Genomic DNA, 18,371 nt, shown 5'->3' with positions numbered 1-18,371 from the left:
ACCACATATATTTCAATCCACGCACCCCGTGTGGGGTGCGACTTTTTCTTCCTCCTTTTTTTCTCCATTAGGCGGTATTTCAATCCACGCACCCCGTGTGGGGTGCGACTCGACTTTCGGTCTTTTGCTGTTAAGGCATAATTATTTCAATCCACGCACCCCGTGTGGGGTGCGACCACTTCAGCGTCTACTATTGACCGCCCCAACCTAGATTTCAATCCACGCACCCCGTGTGGGGTGCGACTTCCTGTCTACCAGTGCGGCTCCCTTGGCCTTGGAATTTCAATCCACGCACCCCGTGTGGGGTGCGACGCACGGCTCTTCCGGGTGCGGACAGGCCAAGCAATTTCAATCCACGCACCCCGTGTGGGGTGCGACGCCGTCAGCGCACGGGGCGACGACGAACAGCAACAATTTCAATCCACGCACCCCGTGTGGGGTGCGACTTTGCCTTTTTGGCAAAATGCATTCGGCAAAATCGATTTCAATCCACGCACCCCGTGTGGGGTGCGACCGTTGACACCGCCACAGAGGCCTCACAGTTGCTGGCATTTCAATCCACGCACCCCGTGTGGGGTGCGACGATGCAGTATCTGAGCTGATACAGGTAGGCGTACAATTTCAATCCACGCACCCCGTGTGGGGTGCGACATTATCAATCTGTTTTGGATGACCTTCCCATTCTATTTCAATCCACGCACCCCGTGTGGGGTGCGACTTGCTGACGCTCTGAACTGGGCCGGAATCTCCGAGGATATTTCAATCCACGCACCCCGTGTGGGGTGCGACCGGGAACATCCACAGCGCGCTTGTGGCCGACAAAATTTCAATCCACGCACCCCGTGTGGGGTGCGACTTCACGCTGCCGCCAGATTTGGGTGCACCATCGAGATTTCAATCCACGCACCCCGTGTGGGGTGCGACTCGCAATCCTCTGGGAGGGAGCGCAGTAGGGAAATATTTCAATCCACGCACCCCGTGTGGGGTGCGACTCGAGTCACCCAGCGTCGTGTGGTGGAGCAACAAATTTCAATCCACGCACCCCGTGTGGGGTGCGACCGAGTATATCATGCAACATCATTTGTGGCCTCGGATTTCAATCCACGCACCCCGTGTGGGGTGCGACCATCGTCTCTCATGACCAGCCTTGGAGAGTACCTGATTTCAATCCACGCACCCCGTGTGGGGTGCGACAATGGTATCAAGTCCATGGTATCTGGCGTTAAGAATTTCAATCCACGCACCCCGTGTGGGGTGCGACGTTTATCAAGCTTATTGGCAAAAATTATTTGGAGATTTCAATCCACGCACCCCGTGTGGGGTGCGACCTGGACGACATGGGCGGCCCGTTGCCCTTTTGATATTTCAATCCACGCACCCCGTGTGGGGTGCGACAATATACACCTGCCCCCATTTTCGGCCAGTGAGTATTTCAATCCACGCACCCCGTGTGGGGTGCGACCACCCCACACGCTGCAATAGAGTTCGATTCCGTATTTCAATCCACGCACCCCGTGTGGGGTGCGACCAGGTACGGTTGTTGGCGTACTCGCTGACGCTCTATTTCAATCCACGCACCCCGTGTGGGGTGCGACTCGGATTCGTCGGAGCATGCGGCGAGTTTTTCGTTATTTCAATCCACGCACCCCGTGTGGGGTGCGACGCTTGGCATCCACTCTCCATCCCGTGTTTTCGCTATTTCAATCCACGCACCCCGTGTGGGGTGCGACCACTCCACAACTGCACCAGATCACTGACCTGGACGGATTTCAATCCACGCACCCCGTGTGGGGTGCGACCTGTTGCTGTGTCCACGTCGCCCAGGATTCCGTAATTTCAATCCACGCACCCCGTGTGGGGTGCGACGCTACAACGTCCGCAGCTGGTTCTGATGCCGCCGTTATTTCAATCCACGCACCCCGTGTGGGGTGCGACCAGTGTCTCTCGGGAATATGCCGGACAGCAAAGTATTTCAATCCACGCACCCCGTGTGGGGTGCGACTTCCGGGAAGTCCGTGAATTTTTATTGCCCATGGGATTTCAATCCACGCACCCCGTGTGGGGTGCGACTGGGAAATCCGGCAGTTCCAGACGGGTGAGGATATTTCAATCCACGCACCCCGTGTGGGGTGCGACGCCGATGGTGCCGGGCATGATCATGCCGTTAATATTTCAATCCACGCACCCCGTGTGGGGTGCGACAATACCCCTACACCGACCCGCAAAGGCGAATTGAGATTTCAATCCACGCACCCCGTGTGGGGTGCGACTCCAAAGCCCAGGTCATCACCGGAGCGAAGGCGGTATTTCAATCCACGCACCCCGTGTGGGGTGCGACGGTGGGGGCCACGCCAGTGGACTTGAGGTCGATGATTTCAATCCACGCACCCCGTGTGGGGTGCGACGTCCCGAGGTTCTTTTGGGCATCCAGACCGTGGAGATTTCAATCCACGCACCCCGTGTGGGGTGCGACCCAACTCACCGACCAGGCCGACAAACTGGAGGAGCTGATTTCAATCCACGCACCCCGTGTGGGGTGCGACGAAAGGGCGACGCTGTATTTGTCGTGGGCCGCTTATTTCAATCCACGCACCCCGTGTGGGGTGCGACGACCGAGTGCCGCACCTACGGTGCATTCTTTGACAGTATTTCAATCCACGCACCCCGTGTGGGGTGCGACTTGAGACGGGCATCACCAAAAAGGACGACAGGGATTTCAATCCACGCACCCCGTGTGGGGTGCGACAAAAACAGTCACTTCTATACCGGTTTTTGACTTTGATTTCAATCCACGCACCCCGTGTGGGGTGCGACATGCATCCCGGGCGGGCTGACCTTGGACGACTGGAAATTTCAATCCACGCACCCCGTGTGGGGTGCGACGGGTATGATGATGGCGTGCAAATCAAGTTGACCATTTCAATCCACGCACCCCGTGTGGGGTGCGACCATTTTTCTTCCTCCTTTTTTTCTCCATTAGGCGGTATTTCAATCCACGCACCCCGTGTGGGGTGCGACATACCCCATCGACACCGATTTCCGAATCTGGATATTTCAATCCACGCACCCCGTGTGGGGTGCGACATAGGGGGGCTGTGCCCACCATCTTGGCAATGCAATTTCAATCCACGCACCCCGTGTGGGGTGCGACACAAGCTTAAAACTCTATCGTCAATTTCACAAGACATTTCAATCCACGCACCCCGTGTGGGGTGCGACCGTGTACGGCGGTCAGCTGAACTGGACGACTGGAATTTCAATCCACGCACCCCGTGTGGGGTGCGACAGACCGGGGGAAGTTCAATGGCAAGCCGGGAAAATTTCAATCCACGCACCCCGTGTGGGGTGCGACACGGAGAATGCCGGGGTTATCGTTGACGGTGCTTTGATTTCAATCCACGCACCCCGTGTGGGGTGCGACGACTCCACCGTGTCAATGACCGGGGGAGAGAAAGATTTCAATCCACGCACCCCGTGTGGGGTGCGACGGGTCGTTGCAATTCGCACACACAGTGCCAAGTTATTTCAATCCACGCACCCCGTGTGGGGTGCGACCCCCGGCATGCGCCCCCTTGCGGGGGCTAGGAAAGGAATTTCAATCCACGCACCCCGTGTGGGGTGCGACGGCAACGCTGATTGCATCGGTCAGGGCCATCTTATTTCAATCCACGCACCCCGTGTGGGGTGCGACAACCACGTTTGTACAGCCCTCTAGCTTGCTTTGATTTCAATCCACGCACCCCGTGTGGGGTGCGACCTAAGGTTCTCGGAGTTGCGCCCGAAACCATTATATTTCAATCCACGCACCCCGTGTGGGGTGCGACTCTGGCAGTTGGGAAAAGGCCTGGTGAGGATGGATTTCAATCCACGCACCCCGTGTGGGGTGCGACGGTGGGCCTGTTCCTGCCCATGCGGCTCAAAGAATTTCAATCCACGCACCCCGTGTGGGGTGCGACCAGGGGCGGTTGCTGGTTTTGCCACAACCAGGGTGTATTTCAATCCACGCACCCCGTGTGGGGTGCGACGAGCTGGACTGCCAATAGACGATACCATCGGCATAATTTCAATCCACGCACCCCGTGTGGGGTGCGACTGCCTGTCTTGCTTACAGTCAGCCCATCCTGGTTATTTCAATCCACGCACCCCGTGTGGGGTGCGACTCCCTTGTGTCCAAGTTGGACACATTAGGTGCTGATTTCAATCCACGCACCCCGTGTGGGGTGCGACGCGGCCCTCGCTCTCGGTTGTGGAGGTCCAGCCGGATTTCAATCCACGCACCCCGTGTGGGGTGCGACCATCGCTTTCCACGGTGGGAGCCTTGGCAAAATTATTTCAATCCACGCACCCCGTGTGGGGTGCGACTCCCTTGTGTCCAAGTTGGACACATTAGGTGCTGATTTCAATCCACGCACCCCGTGTGGGGTGCGACGCTTGGCCCACACAGGAGACGGGGTGCCGCCCACTGATTTCAATCCACGCACCCCGTGTGGGGTGCGACGCAGTCATGGGCGCATAGTGCACATTTTTCAGATTATTTCAATCCACGCACCCCGTGTGGGGTGCGACGTGCCGGTAGAGGCGGGGAACAAAGGCCGAAGCCCGATTTCAATCCACGCACCCCGTGTGGGGTGCGACATCGCTTTCCACGGTGGGAGCCTTGGCAAAATTATTTCAATCCACGCACCCCGTGTGGGGTGCGACCTGTCCGCCAGGCTCTCAATCTTGAGAGTATCAGGATTTCAATCCACGCACCCCGTGTGGGGTGCGACTTTCGTTTTTAGTTTTTCGAAGTCGAAGCAAACAATTTCAATCCACGCACCCCGTGTGGGGTGCGACTCCCTCACTGTCGGCGCCGCCATCGACCGCTATATTATTTCAATCCACGCACCCCGTGTGGGGTGCGACGCTGCCCATTCTCCAATGGTACCGCCTTCCCTCAATTTCAATCCACGCACCCCGTGTGGGGTGCGACCTATCGCCCCGCTCACCGTCGTCCACGCCGTAGTCATATTTCAATCCACGCACCCCGTGTGGGGTGCGACCCATCACTCTCCACCACGGGAGCCTTGGAGAAGTTATTTCAATCCACGCACCCCGTGTGGGGTGCGACGTCAGCTGCGGCAGAAACCTTATTTGCACCAGTTTATTTCAATCCACGCACCCCGTGTGGGGTGCGACCCTGCGGTCACTCATGGTACCGGGAGTGGCAAAATTTCAATCCACGCACCCCGTGTGGGGTGCGACTTGGTCACTTAGCGCCACCGCCTCTGCCATTCTTGAGATTTCAATCCACGCACCCCGTGTGGGGTGCGACTCTCCTCGTGGAGATTGCGGGCAGCCACACTCTTGATTTCAATCCACGCACCCCGTGTGGGGTGCGACGTTTTCTCCACAGGGTAGGACACATTGCCGGGAATATTTCAATCCACGCACCCCGTGTGGGGTGCGACGCTGGCCTACCGGCCCAACCCATGGCAGGACACCAAATTTCAATCCACGCACCCCGTGTGGGGTGCGACTACCAGCTGGATAGCCCGGACGAGTGGGACAAGGAGATTTCAATCCACGCACCCCGTGTGGGGTGCGACTGCCCGGCAGGCCTGCCATGCTTTGGACCTGTAATTTCAATCCACGCACCCCGTGTGGGGTGCGACGTGCTCCAGGATAAGAAAGATCTATATATCAATTTATTTCAATCCACGCACCCCGTGTGGGGTGCGACGCCCTGCTGTGCGGCTATACGGTGCTCCAGGACAAATTTCAATCCACGCACCCCGTGTGGGGTGCGACAGGCCAGAGTTTGGCCCGAATTAAAAGGAGGATGATTTCAATCCACGCACCCCGTGTGGGGTGCGACAGCAAATCTATACAAGGTGCGGGGTGAATCGTTGTGTTCCTTGCATAGATTGCACAGCATAAATTCTAAGTGTTACAATTGCGAAGGTGAGAAAATCTCTACTCCTCACATAAATTGGAAAAATGCGTGTGCGAACCTCCCAGGGATGTTATGAGAGCTTCCCCTTCGCACCTGGCAAACCTATAAGATAAACGCACCCTCAGGTTCATAGGTTTGTTTGGCACCGAAGTGTTCGATTTTACTCTCATATTTGTTGCCCAGGTAGTAAAAACGCAGGCTGTCTTTCTCGGCATCCATAATGCTGCACAGCTTGGCCTGAAGCATACGACATTGCGCAGCGTCCAGCAGGCACTCGAACACAGAACATTGGACACGTTGTCCGTAGTTGACACATTGTTTGGCGATTTGCCGCAGCCGCTTGCGCCCAGCGGCATCCTGGGTATTCACGTCATACGTAATCAGAACCAGCATGTTTCTACCTCCAGAGAAACGGCGGATACTCCTCCAAGTCGCCCCTGAGATGACGGCTGAGCAAGAGAGCCTGCACCCATGGAACCAGCCCCCAAGGAATTTTCTCCTCCAGATATGGATGGGTGATGAGCTCCTTTTTTCGCTCTTGCCACCGTTGCAGGAAGATGCGCCGGGCTTCATCGGTGAGACGAACGGCTCCGCTCTCTTGATAGACGAAATTCTGGGCCTGGAAGATGCGGTTGTTGATGCAGGTCAGGACAAAGCGTTCTGCCATACACGGACGTAATTCCTCCATCAAGTCCAAAGCCAGAGAGGTTCGCCCGGGGCGGTCTCGGTGGAGGAATCCCACATAGGCGTCCAAACCCACCCCTTCCAAGGCAGAGGCGCAGTCGTTACCCAGAAGGCTGTAGGCAAAAGACAGTAGAGCGTTGGCTGGGTCCAGCGGTGGTCTGCGATTTCTGCCATGGAAGGAGAATACAGTGGGATCCCCCAAAATCATCTGGCCAAAGGCGTGAAAGTAGGCGGTAGCTCCGGCTCCTTCCAGTCCACGCAGAGCGTCCAGATCGGTCTCGGAGAGAATTTGAGGCAGTAATCCTTTGAGGGTTTCAATGGTCTGCGCTAAATCGTCCACATTCACACGCAGAGCGTGGTCTCGTTTGGTTCGGGCAATGCTCCAACGGGCATTGTGGACTTTTCCGAAGATCATATTGCGTGCAATTCGGCAGCTGGAGGCGGGGGCGTCGGCAATTCGATATTGCGTGCGGCGAAGAAGCACATTTCCGCTGCTTTCCCCACATACTCGGGCCAGAAACCGTCCGTTGGGAGAGCAAAAGGACAGGGAGATATTTCGTTTGGCGCAGGCACCCATGAGGGCGGGAGAGGCACCGGAGTAGGAGAAGGAGAGAATGCCGGACAAGGTATGCAGAGGATACCGGGCCAGGACTTCCTTTTCCCGATTGGCCACCACATTTTCCCCATCCAGAGATAAGTAAATATCGGGTGAGGTGATAAACAGGGTATTGAGCAGTTGTCTCATGGCACGTCCTCCTCCATGGCTGAGCGCAGATAGGCCGATACATTCTGTTTCTTCATGAGTTTGGGAAGGCACAGCTCTTTCAGGGAACAGGCATTGCAGGACTTGGTGGGTTTGCACTTGGGGGTATAGCCCCGTCGATAGAGCTGGTGCATCTCCTGGAGCAGGGAAACCACCTGTTCCCGCAATGCAGGGACAAACGAAACCACGGTTCTCCGCTTGGTTTCTCCGTAAAAGAGAGCCCCTTCCTGAATGGAGCAGCACAGCATTTCCTCCAGACACATGGCTTGGGCACACAATTGCAGCTCATCGGCCTGGTTGGATTTTGGTTTTCCCCGCTTGTATTCAATAGGATAGGGCAGCCAAAGCCCTTCTTCCCCGTGAATGGGGACACCCTGGGGTGAGGCATGAAATTCCACCACATCGCAGACACCGGAGACACCCAGCGTGGGCGATTGGATGGCAAGGCCTCGGAGGATGAGCAAATTTCCCCGCCGTTCCCGCTGGGTCTCATCGTGGGCACGGTGGTGGAGCAGCTGCCCCTCCACCGTGCGCAGATTTTCCTTCCACAGCTGCTCGATGTGAATCAGCGCCCATTGCCGCCGACAAAAGGCGAAATGCTGGAGGCCGGAGAGCGGGAGATACTCTTCCTGGCTGCAACTGCTCATAACCCTACCATAATCTCAGGGACGAGACCATCCAAAGGTTCCAATTCAATGGTATAATCGTCCACACTTTCTGGGAGGATGCTCTCCTCCTTCAAAGCAACATGTACGGAACGATGTACTGTGGCAGAAGAGTATTGCCCGTCTTTGCAATTATGCTGGAACCAAAACAGCTTGACGATTTCCATTGAGCCGTCTGGGCGGGCAGAAGAGGCATCGTTGACGAAAAGCGTACGCAGACATTCTTTGATGACCTGTGCATCCTCCTCTGTAAATCCGGTTTTCTCAGCAAGTTGGACATTGATGGAGCCTTTGACAATGTACAAGCCGAATCTCACAAAATGCTTGGAGCCCATGGTGTCAGATGACCGCTTTTCACTGGAGTCTCCGTTTACACTTTTCGTAATTTGCATGGACTGTATCTCCACAGGAGAGACACTGACAGCCTGGTGAATGGAAACTGGACCACGGATACCCAAGGACACTTCGTTATTTCCTTTGAATGCAAACACCTGTCCAAATGTGCGGACGTCTAGCCAAGCCTCACAGGCTTTTTGTGCATAGATGTCTTTGTCCTTCTCTTTGCCCATTTGGGCAGCTGCACGTTCCTTCAAGCTGCTAAATCCGTCGTCACAGCGGTCCTCGGATTTCACAAAGATGGAATGACCTAAGTCCTGCATCCGGTTGCGGATTTTGCGCTTGATGCACACATCAGACATCTCACCAAACCCGTTATAGTCCGTTCTGGGACGATTCCCGTTGAGCGGGTCGCCGTTGACATTGGCCATGTGAGCGGATACCAGCGCCACGAAATCAATTTTATTCTGCAGTACACCCATGATTATGATTCCTCCTTATTGTTCTCTGTGTGGTTCTCTCGCTTGGCATACAAGCTGTTTCTCTGGAGATAATACCCCAGGAGGTAACTGTCGGACAGAGGGCGATTTTGTTGCTCATCGGGAAACTCTGAGATGATGTCCAGAATTTCACATAGTAGCTTTTCATAGAAAGCACGGGAAGCTGGCTTCAGGCGAGGGTAGTATGCTTTTTTCACCTGTTCCCATATGGTACGAGCTGTGCGCTGAGGGCGCTGGGAAAAGACCGACTGCATTCGGATTGCATTGGGCTCACGCTCTTCATTGTCTCGATATGTATCCCGTTCGGCTTTCTCCAACACAGCCAATAGGCGTCCATATTGGTAGCTCCGGTCCTTTTTTTGAGGCTCTAGTGCCATGCCCCATTCCTCCTTTGTCCTGTCATAGTGAAATTTGCGAATTACGGCACAAGCGGTGAATAAGATTTTCTCTCTGGTTTTTGGCGTGTACGACTGAGGGGTCGAAGCTCTCTGCACAAGAAGCTGAACCACATCTGAGGGGATGTGTGCCTGCTCAATGCGGCAGGCCAACAGGCGCTGCATTTGCTGGCGCAACACCCTGTCGTCGGTTTCTAATTGGGGTGCGTTTCCAGCACTTCGCTCGGTGCCAAAGGCGCAATTTATAATTTGCCATAGAGATGGGGAGTTCACACCGATGTTCTGAAAGGTCCAACAGCAGATGCGGTCCCACTGGTAGAGGCGATTGACAAAGTCAAAAGCCTGCAGTTCATTGTAGTATGTCAAAGAGAGACGGCCAGAAGTTGCTGCATCAAAGACTGCAATCACAGCCTGAGGGTGGATTGCATGCAGGGAATTCTTCCAGCCCTCCAAAGCCTCCTTTAGAAGCCGCTGATAGTCTGACGGTTTTACCGATTGTGATTGCTGATGTTGCGGCATCAGAGGATTGTGGGGTTTGGGAATCACCATACCCTGGGGACACCAACATAAAAAAGTCCTTCCACCGAATGAAACTTTTTGGTTTGCCACAAGCCAGCGAAGGGCGTTGTGGGCTTTTTGTGATGCCTCGTAGCCGACTGTAGCTGCCTGCTGAGAGGTCACAAAGCGGCCTCGAAAGGTGAAATTGTCTTTGTCATTATCGGAAATCAGCTTGGCATTTCCGTGGAAGGGGACAACGCCCTTGGGATGCTTTTCAGCGGGAGTAGACAGAGTGCCCTCTATCATACAGAGAACGGGACAGGCAGTCATTTTGCAGTGGACGATATATTTCCGAAAAGCTTCGAACAAACTTTTGTCTGTCCAACAAGGGCCGTCCAAATCTTTGCCCAGACCAATGACCCGCCAGCGCACCAGCAGGTCGTCCTTTACAGGGAGACTATGCTCATTTATCTTAATGAGATTGGCGCGGAGAAGATCGGTTAAAATGGTATCCCCTTGAATATAACGCAGAATTGGGGCGAGTTTCGGGTGTGTATAGGGGGAATTGCTCCAGTCTGTCAATTGCTTTAGGTAGTCTTCGTGGCGTTTTTCATCATAGGAGGCCAGATACTTCAGTTGGTCGCTGAGAGGGTGTGCACAGGGATGTGAGGTGCGTCTGGCGGATTCCTCCGTGACCGGAATGATAATTTTTGATTCAGTTTTATCTACGGCAGAAGCAGATATGAATGCACCATCTGAGCCAACTGTAATGTCTAAATCTGCTCGGGTTAGCGTGTGAAAACATGGTGCTAAAGGTTCCTCTCCTTCGGTGATATGTCCCGCCTGTTGGATAAAAGAATCATAGGTTTCCACTGCTTTTTGGAATAATCCCACTTATGTCACCTCCCCAAATTCACGTGAGCCTGAAAAATTTCCTGTATCTGCACCGAACACTTTCATGCGCATATCACCCAGTCGTTTATGCAGCGGACAGCTTTCGGGACGCAAAAAGGAAATGACTCCGTTTTTCATCACTGGGTACCAAAAGTGAGCGGTCATGGCTGCCTGAGTTTGTGTGGAGTAAGCCTCGTCGGCGTAGGTGATGCCGTGATACATCAATCCAAAGCTCAGTTCTGCGAGGCTGTCGTAGAACCCTTCGCCTTCGCCGAATACACAAGGCGCCACATACCCCTGGCACTCCCGTGTTCCCAAAAAAATATCCCGCCGTCCGCCTTTTGTAATCATACGCTTTGCAATCTCGTGGTGTTTGTTTTCGTTGCGGTCTTTGGCTAATTCCGGCCGATTTTCGTTCCATTCAAAGTGAGCACGAACCTGATACCGACAGTTTTTAAGATAGGTGTAGTAGGAGAGTTCGTTTCTGCTATCGTTGTAGTGGATGGGACGAATTCCTTTGACCTCTGTCTGAATTTGATTCATGACTCGGACAGCGTCAATATACCAAATCAAAGTGGGTTTCCAGTACACTGAGGACAGGATGCCCTTGAGTGTCTCGTAGGTTGGAACCTGATAAGTACATTTTTCTCCGCCTACCCGGAGGATAGGCTCTGCAAAGAGTCCGTAATCTCCCCAAACCTCAAATTCTACAATATTAGGATGTCGCATGCGGTCACCTCCAGTGAGTTTTCGTTTGTGGGGTTCATGACCAGTCCGATATGCTCATGGTAATATGCCTCGTTCAATGCCAGCATGGTTCCATGGCAGATGGGGGTCAGAGCTCCGCTTTGTTCTAATTGTTGCCTTTGGTATTGCAGCAGGGATATGGTGTATGGCTTGACTCTTTGGACAAGGGATAGCTGGAAGGATATGTCGTACATGGCTTGTTCGGAGCAAAAATCAGCGATAATAGAGGAACCTTCCCCATAGGGGACCAAGACATCCACGGTTTGAGTGTCAAATACGGAGAACTGGGCTCCGGCAGTCTGGAATCCCTGCTGCATAAAAAACTGACAGCTTTCATCGGATACCAAATCTTTATTATTGGATAGCAAGGAATAAATGCTGGTCCTCATGGTTGGAAGTTTGAAATCCTGGTATTCATCTGGCATACTTCGATATAGTTGGTGGTAGTAGTAAGAAATCGACTCGTCAGAGGTCAGACTGTGGTGGAACGCCTGGGGGTCTTTTTCAAAGGCAGCCAAGAGACATTCGGTGGCATGTTGCGCTGCTTGAATTTCCCGCAGGTGTGTGAGGTGCTCGTCTACACAGCCAACGATATATACGGGAGCTGGCTGGGTGGATTCCTTGTTTCTGTTGCATCGGCCTGCAGCCTGGATAATGCTGTCCATTCCGGCCGTAAGACGGACAACGCAACCAAAGGAGATGTCAACCCCAGCTTCTATGACTTGGGTGGAGATACAGATTACCAGCTTTTGTGGGTCGCGAAGTGCGGCATTCATCTGTTCCAATGTAGAGCGGCGATGAGCCATGCACATGGAAGCGGAAAGGTGATAACAGCTGGCAAAGCTGTCAGATGAAACAGAAGCATAGAGCTGGGCAGCGGTACTTTTTTTGTTGCAAATGATGAGAACACTACGGTGTTGGGGCAAAAGCTGTAAGAGAAACTCGGATATTTCGGCACATGTCATGGAGCCTGCATACTGGATGGTGGTACGCTCAAAGACGGCCCATAAACTCTTGTCGTAGGGGACAATGGGGGTGGGAGAGCGGTACAACGGATGAATGGTCTTCTCGAAGGTAGGTTGTGTTGCAGAGCACAGCACCACCGTTGCCTTGCACACCGTTGTTAAAAAGTTAAGTGCCAAATTGAACAAGGTGAGCATATGTCCAGGGACACTCTGCACCTCGTCTATGACAATCACACTGTCACAAAGAGCGTGAAAGCGTCGGATGGAAGTGGTTCTGCCGGAAAAGAGTGTCTCCAAAAATTGGACTAAAGTGGTAATGACGATGGGCGCACTCCAATCTTCTGTAAGAAGCTCCTGGGTGTGTAAGCTATCATCATCGTCCTGTGGCGCAACGACGTTGGAATGATGCTCTAAGACGAGAGAAGGGTTGCCAACAAACTCGCGGATGACATCACTATTTTGTTCTATAATGGAGAGAAGTGGCATGATGAAGAAAATTCGCTGCATGTTTTGGTGCTTGCTGTGGGCCAGGGCAAAGCGAAGGGAGGATAGGGTTTTCCCTGAACCAGTGGGCACATTCAGTGAATACAGTCCACGGTCCGATGTGCCCATGTGGAGACAAAGTTCTGAAATACGATTTCTCGCCAGTTGGATTGGGGACTCTTGGGGGAATTCCCCCAATTTCTGCTCCATATAGGCGAGGGAAGCGGACCAGGTGTCCAAGTTTGTGTTTCCGCATTGTGGAAAAAACGGTTGGGAGGTTTGTGTCATGAATTCCGCCGTATCCCTGCGATCTCCCTGAATGACAGCGGATAGGATAAGTCTGGATAGCAGTCCCATGTAAAACGGAACATGCTCCTCTTGGGATTGGGATAGTGACATCAGAGTTTGAAATGTGGCGGCCAATTCATCCGTACTGCGGAGAAAAAGCTGTTGGATTTCCTCGGGCGTGCTGCATTCCATCCAAAAGTTATTGAGAGCCTCCTGTTCGTAGAGCAAATCAGGAGAAGCTTGCAGACGGTGTGCAAAGCCGGAGGTGTCATGGCCTCTTGCCAAGTCAAAGAGGCCATGATGTGCGCCTACGGCATAGGCCAGCAACTCACTGACGATGTCAGAGGTGGTAATTTGGGGCGAGTGGTGGTTTCTGAGCAGATATCGCACCCCTACAAACGTGTGGTTTACAGAGCCTCGGATGACCTTTTCACCGTGTGCGGCTTTTCTTAGGTACGATTCAAAAGCGCAGGTAAATTTTCCGCAATCATGAAGAAGTCCGGACAAATAGGCAGTATCAGATAAGGAAATGGGTGAAAGTGCCCATGAGGCAAATCTGGCAGTATTTCGACAGTGACGCCAGGCGGGTTGTATGTGCTCTATGGACGAGTTGTCCATGTGCTCAATACGAATATGGGCAGGGTGAATATGCATAACATCAGCTCCGATATGAAGAAAAAACTGTATATACTACACATTATACCAAAATGTTGGAAAAAGGCAAGATGATAAAACAGTGTGTGTTATGGAAAAACCGCTGTCTGCATTCTTCCATGCAAACAGCGGTTGTCTGTGCTTATTAAGATATCCCGAGTTATACGGACTGAGACGCCTTCAGCGCCAGCTGAATGCGGTCAATGAAGGACTGGAGGGGTGGAGAATGTTGTTTTTGCGCAGAGACACAGTAGAGGGGCACAAACAGCGGGTCAGACATAGGAAGGGCACGGACGGCTGGGAGGGGAACGGTACAATTGGACAGGGCTTGCTCATCCATGAGCACTACGCCGTCTCCCTGGGCGCACTTGTGGATGGCGGCAAGGGGGGAGGGCAGAGAGAGGGTGCGGCTGAAAGCGGTGGGAAGGGTGGGGTACCGGGCAAACAGAGCCTCATAGATGGGCTGATACTGCTCAGGGAGAAACAGCGGCTCTTGAGATAGATCAGAGGTTGGTACCGATGTGCGCCGCACCAACGGATGATTCAGAGAGAGAATCACAGAGATGGGGATATAGCCCAGAAGGGTGGAGGATAGGCCAGGCTCAGAGGGAAGATAGGGGAGAAGGGTGGCATCGGCCTGGTGGTTTTGCAGGTGCTCCAGACAGAAGTAGTCGCTGCAATAGGTGTAGACCACGGGAGAGGACCCGCAGGAATCTGGGAGCGCATGAAGCAGCATGTTATAGAAACAGGGAGCTAAGGAGATGCGCAGATTTCCGGCAAACTCCGATGATGCCTGGCGGAGCACCTGACAGGTGTCATCCAACTCCTGGAGGATGTGAGAGCACCGGCGGTAAAAATATTTGCCTTCCTCGGTCAAATCTACGCCCGAAGCAGTGCGAATAAACAGGGTGCACTTGAGCTCTTGTTCCAGCGTGCGGATGACGTAGCTCAGGCTTTGCTGCGTGACGTAGAGCCGTTTAGCCGTATAAGTCAGATTCATATCTTTGCAAATTTCACAAAAATAATAGAGTTTTTTTACATTCACAGAGTGTCACCTTCCATATGACAGGGAGTAATGTGTGGTGGATTTTACTATCAAATATCTGGAAAGACCATTTGTATTATAACATATTCACAAAAATTGACAAGAAAAAAGAGTGTCTATGCAACATGATGAAAAACAATTCGTGGAAATGGAGGATAAATACGACAAAAATGTAGGTTTGTACAAAGCGGACCGGGAAAACCAGCCAAATTACCCAAAGAAATCTTGCCATACAAATAGGCGTTGTTCATGCACAAAAAACTTTTGTTTTACAGTCTTTGGGGAACATGAGATACTTAGACTGAAAAACGATGGGGTGGCCGGTGGAGGAAGACGTGATGTTTTCCTAAATAAAAGCCGGCATTGCCATCGTAAACTCAAAAGAAGTCAAAGGAGGAGAGCAACGTGAGAAACAAAAAACGGTGGGCAGCTCTGCTGTTGTCAGGAGCGCTGCTGCTGAGCTTGGCACCCATGTCTCTGCGGGCGACCGCTCTGTCTGCCCAGGGTACACAGACCCTGGCAGCAGGGGAGGAGAATGGTGGATGTACCATCATTCCTTTGCCCCAGCAGTATGAGGAGACCCAGGGAAACTTTACCCTGAAGCCGGAGACCCGCTTTGTCCTGGCCCAGGCCGATGAGAAGGCGGCAGACTCTACCGAAGTGGTGGCCTCGGAATTCCGCAAGTCCACCGGCTATGACCTGCCTGTGGTCCAGGGTGAGGAAGGCAAGAGCGGAGATATCATCATCCGCCTGGATGGTGAGGCTGTGACAGAGGAGGAAGGCTATCAGCTGTCCGTCACCGCAGACGGTGTGACCATCACCGCCAAGAGCGCAGGCGGCGTGTATTACGGCCTGCAGTCTCTGCGCCAGATGTTCCCCGGCCAGATTGAGAGCGACACCCTGGTGTCCGACGTGGCCTGGACCGCACCCTGTGCGGACATTTCTGACGAGCCCACTTACGGGTATCGTGGTATGCACTTGGATGTGTCCCGCCATTTCTTCCCGGTAGAAGAGGTAAAGCGACAGATCGACCACATGTCCCAGTATAAGATCAACAAGCTGCACATGCACCTCAGTGATGACCAGGGCTGGCGCTTGGAAATCAAGAACAACCCCGATGTGGTGGACAAGGACGGCAATCCCGTGGACTTCAGCAACCTGACGGAGCTGGGTGCTTCCACCTCCTGTGACCACAACGGCGTGCGAGCCGGCTACTACACCCAGGAGGAGTTTAAGGACATCGTAGCCTACGCCGCAGAGCGGAACGTGGAAATCATCCCTGAGTTTGACATGCCCGCCCATGCTTGGGCCGCTCTGGTGTCCATGCCTATGCTGAACTCCTCGGAGGACGGCAAGCCCCATGCCGGAGGATATGACAACACCAAGCCCTACCAGGGCTGGGATGTGGGCTGGGCCTCTCTGGAGTGCCGCAATGAGAATACCTACATCTTTATTGATGAGGTGTTCCGTCAGCTCTCCGAGATATCTCCCTCCATGTATATCCATGTGGGCGGCGATGAGGCACATGTGACCAATCACGACGACTATGTGTACTTTGTCAATCGAGTCACGGAGATTGCTCAGAAGTACGGCAAGACCCCCATTGGCTGGCAGAACTATGATGCCGCCGTGGAGGACAAGGAAAATACCATTACTCAGTATTGGAACACCGGAGACCAGAGGGCCTTGGACGGCGTGACGTATGTTGCCTCTCCTGCTGACCACGCCTATCTGGACATGAAGTACGATGCCAGCTGTCCTCTGGGCTTGCAGTGGGCGGGATATGCCCCTGTGGACGATGCTTATAACTGGGACCCCACCGATTTCGGCAGTGCAGACCAGTTTATCGGTGTGGAAGGTGCCTTGTGGGCTGAGACCATTGCCGATCCTGAACACATTGACTACATGTACTATCCCAGACTGCCTGGTATCGCTGAGGTCGCCTGGACTCCCAAGGAAAACCGCAGCTGGGACGAGTACAAAGAGCGTATCGCTCAGCACAAGGACCGTCTGGATAGCCTGGAGATCGGCTACAAGGAAGACACCCTGATTTGGGAGAAGCCTGTGAACTTCCGCATGCCTTTGGATGAAGGCACCGGCACCACCGTGAAGGACACCACGGGTGACTTCAAGGGCACCATGGTGGGCGGCGTGACCTGGGGCGAGGGCCGCTACGGCTCCGGCCTGGTCTTTGACGGCTCTGGCTATGTGGACCTGAAGTATGATGACATCGGCGGCGACTGGACTGCCGGTATGTGGGTCAAGCGTGAGGACTCCGGAGCCGCTAACGCAGCGCTGTTGGCAGGCACCGAAGGCGAGATCAAACTGGAGCAGTGGAAGAACACTGGTAAGGTTGGCCTCACCGCCTACGGCGTGGACGACTACACCTTCGATTACGCCGCTCCCATCGGCGAGTGGGTCCACCTGGCCTTTGTTTCCAACGACCAGGGCACCACGCTGTACGTCAACGGTGTGGAGACCGACCACATTGATGCCACCATCAACGGCCCTGTCAGCCGCATCGGTGCCAACTACAAGGATGGCCTGTCCGACCGTGGCTACATGAAGGGCGCTGTGGACGATGTCCAGATCTATGATCGTGCTCTGAGTGCAGAGGAGATCGTGGACATGAAGGAAGACGCGTTCGGCTTCGAGAATGAGATGATCTTCAACTTTGACGAGGGCGAGGGCACTCAGATCACCGACACCAGCGGTGCTCACTCCTTCACTCTGGGTGACGGCATCACCTGGACCGACGGTAAGATGGGCAGTGGCCTGGACTTTAGCGGCGCTGGCCGCATTGAATTGGGCTACCGGGATCTGGACAAGAACTGGACTGTGGGTCTGTGGGTCAACCGCAGAGAGAGCGTGGAGCACAATGCCGTGCTGATGTCCGGCGCAACCGGCGAGATCAAGCTGGACCAGTACCAGAACACCGGTAAGGTAGGTGTTACTGCCTACGGTGTGGAGGATGCCACCTTTGACTACTCCGCTCCCATGGATGAGTGGGTGCATCTGACCTTTGTCAGCAACGATCAGGGTACCACCCTGTACGTCAATGGTGTGGAGCAGGATCACATCGATTTGGCCATCAACGGGCCTATGAACCGTATCGGCGGCAACAATTCCGTCAATCTGGCTGGCGGTGGCTTCTTGAATGCTACCATCGACCAGCTGAGCGTCTTCGACCGTAGTTTGACTGCCGACGAGGTGAAGGACCTGGTGGACGTGGACTCCGAACCCGCCAACAAGACCCTGCTGGAGAAGACCATTTCCTATGCCAAGGGTCTGGACACCACCGGTGTCACCGACTCTGCCAAGGCCGCCTTTGAGAAGGCTCTGGCCGAGGCCGAGGCCGTCATGGCCGATGCCAACGCCACCCAGACTGAGGTGGATGCTGCTTGGGATAACCTGCTGGAGGGCATCTGGGGTCTGGGCCTGGTACAGGGCGACAAGACCATGCTGGAGCAGCTCATCAACAAGGCTGATGGCATGATTCCCGACGAGGACAAGTACATG

9 protein-coding genes and 1 CRISPR repeat array (1 of these 10 running past the window's edge) are annotated in these 18,371 nt (G+C 53.9%); of the genes, 1 reads left to right on the top strand and 8 read right to left on the bottom strand.

Translation table 11 applies throughout. The features are described 5' to 3' along the window. Positions 1-5,857: a CRISPR direct-repeat array (repeat unit 33 nt; unit sequence ATTTCAATCCACGCACCCCGTGTGGGGTGCGAC) (it extends 14,754 nt beyond the left edge of the window). Between the two features lie 180 nt (positions 5,858-6,037). From cas2 to B5F12_RS08790, 8 genes are all read right to left on the bottom strand, one after another. After that, positions 6,038-6,328: a CRISPR-associated endonuclease Cas2 gene (gene cas2 / locus B5F12_RS08825; protein ID WP_087233401.1), complete on the bottom strand. Its 291-nt coding sequence runs from the start codon at positions 6,326-6,328 to the stop codon at positions 6,038-6,040. A gap of 4 nt (positions 6,329-6,332) precedes the next feature. Further along, entirely contained in the window at positions 6,333-7,364 is a 1,032-nt protein-coding gene (gene cas1c / locus B5F12_RS08820) for a type I-C CRISPR-associated endonuclease Cas1c (RefSeq protein ID WP_087233398.1), read from the bottom strand. Further along, on the bottom strand, positions 7,361-8,029 hold the full coding sequence (gene cas4 / locus B5F12_RS08815) for a CRISPR-associated protein Cas4 (RefSeq protein WP_087233395.1): 669 nt from the start codon (positions 8,027-8,029) through the stop codon (positions 7,361-7,363). The genes cas1c and cas4 overlap by 4 nt, the downstream gene beginning before the upstream one ends. After that, the gene (gene cas7c, locus B5F12_RS08810; RefSeq protein WP_087233392.1) at positions 8,026-8,865 is read right to left on the bottom strand and encodes a type I-C CRISPR-associated protein Cas7/Csd2; all 840 of its coding nucleotides are present in this window, start codon (positions 8,863-8,865) and stop codon (positions 8,026-8,028) included. The genes cas4 and cas7c overlap by 4 nt, the downstream gene beginning before the upstream one ends. A gap of 2 nt (positions 8,866-8,867) precedes the next feature. After that, positions 8,868-10,670 (bottom strand): type I-C CRISPR-associated protein Cas8c/Csd1, encoded by a 1,803-nt coding sequence (cas8c, locus tag B5F12_RS08805; RefSeq protein WP_087233389.1) that lies wholly within the window; start codon positions 10,668-10,670, stop codon positions 8,868-8,870. Beyond that, positions 10,671-11,399 carry a type I-C CRISPR-associated protein Cas5c gene (gene cas5c / locus B5F12_RS08800; RefSeq protein ID WP_087233386.1) on the bottom strand — a complete coding sequence of 243 codons (729 nt, stop codon included), beginning with the start codon at positions 11,397-11,399 and terminating at the stop codon, positions 10,671-10,673. It lies immediately after the preceding gene. Further along, positions 11,378-13,807: a CRISPR-associated helicase/endonuclease Cas3 gene (locus B5F12_RS08795; RefSeq protein WP_087233383.1), complete on the bottom strand. Its 2,430-nt coding sequence runs from the start codon at positions 13,805-13,807 to the stop codon at positions 11,378-11,380. The genes cas5c and B5F12_RS08795 overlap by 22 nt, the downstream gene beginning before the upstream one ends. Positions 13,808-13,967: 160 nt before the next feature. Continuing rightward, positions 13,968-14,852 (bottom strand): LysR family transcriptional regulator, encoded by an 885-nt coding sequence (locus B5F12_RS08790; RefSeq protein WP_087233380.1) that lies wholly within the window; start codon positions 14,850-14,852, stop codon positions 13,968-13,970. 405 nt (positions 14,853-15,257) lie between these two features. Between B5F12_RS08790 and B5F12_RS08785 the strand changes: the two genes are divergently transcribed. Then, positions 15,258-18,371: family 20 glycosylhydrolase (locus tag B5F12_RS08785; RefSeq protein WP_087233377.1), on the top strand; the 3,114-nt coding region annotated here is incomplete at its 3' end.

It is taken from the genome of Pseudoflavonifractor sp. An176 (assembly GCF_002160435.1).
Classification (GTDB): Bacteria; Bacillota; Clostridia; order Oscillospirales; family Oscillospiraceae; genus Enterenecus; species Enterenecus faecium.
The sequence above is the reverse complement of the archived record's forward strand: the minus strand, read 5'-3'. Positions and strand labels throughout refer to the sequence as shown.

Bases quoted from the DNA above. Each gene is read 5' to 3' on its own strand.
- cas2 (WP_087233401.1), bottom strand. From the start codon at position 6,328: ATGCTGGTTCTGATTACGTATGACGTGAATACCCAGGATGCCGCTGGG.
- cas1c (WP_087233398.1), bottom strand. From the start codon at position 7,364: ATGAGACAACTGCTCAATACCCTGTTTATCACCTCACCCGATATTTAC.
- cas4 (WP_087233395.1), bottom strand. From the start codon at position 8,029: ATGAGCAGTTGCAGCCAGGAAGAGTATCTCCCGCTCTCCGGCCTCCAG.
- cas7c (WP_087233392.1), bottom strand. From the start codon at position 8,865: ATGGGTGTACTGCAGAATAAAATTGATTTCGTGGCGCTGGTATCCGCT.
- cas5c (WP_087233386.1), bottom strand. From the start codon at position 11,399: ATGCGACATCCTAATATTGTAGAATTTGAGGTTTGGGGAGATTACGGA.
- B5F12_RS08795 (WP_087233383.1), bottom strand. From the start codon at position 13,807: ATGCATATTCACCCTGCCCATATTCGTATTGAGCACATGGACAACTCG.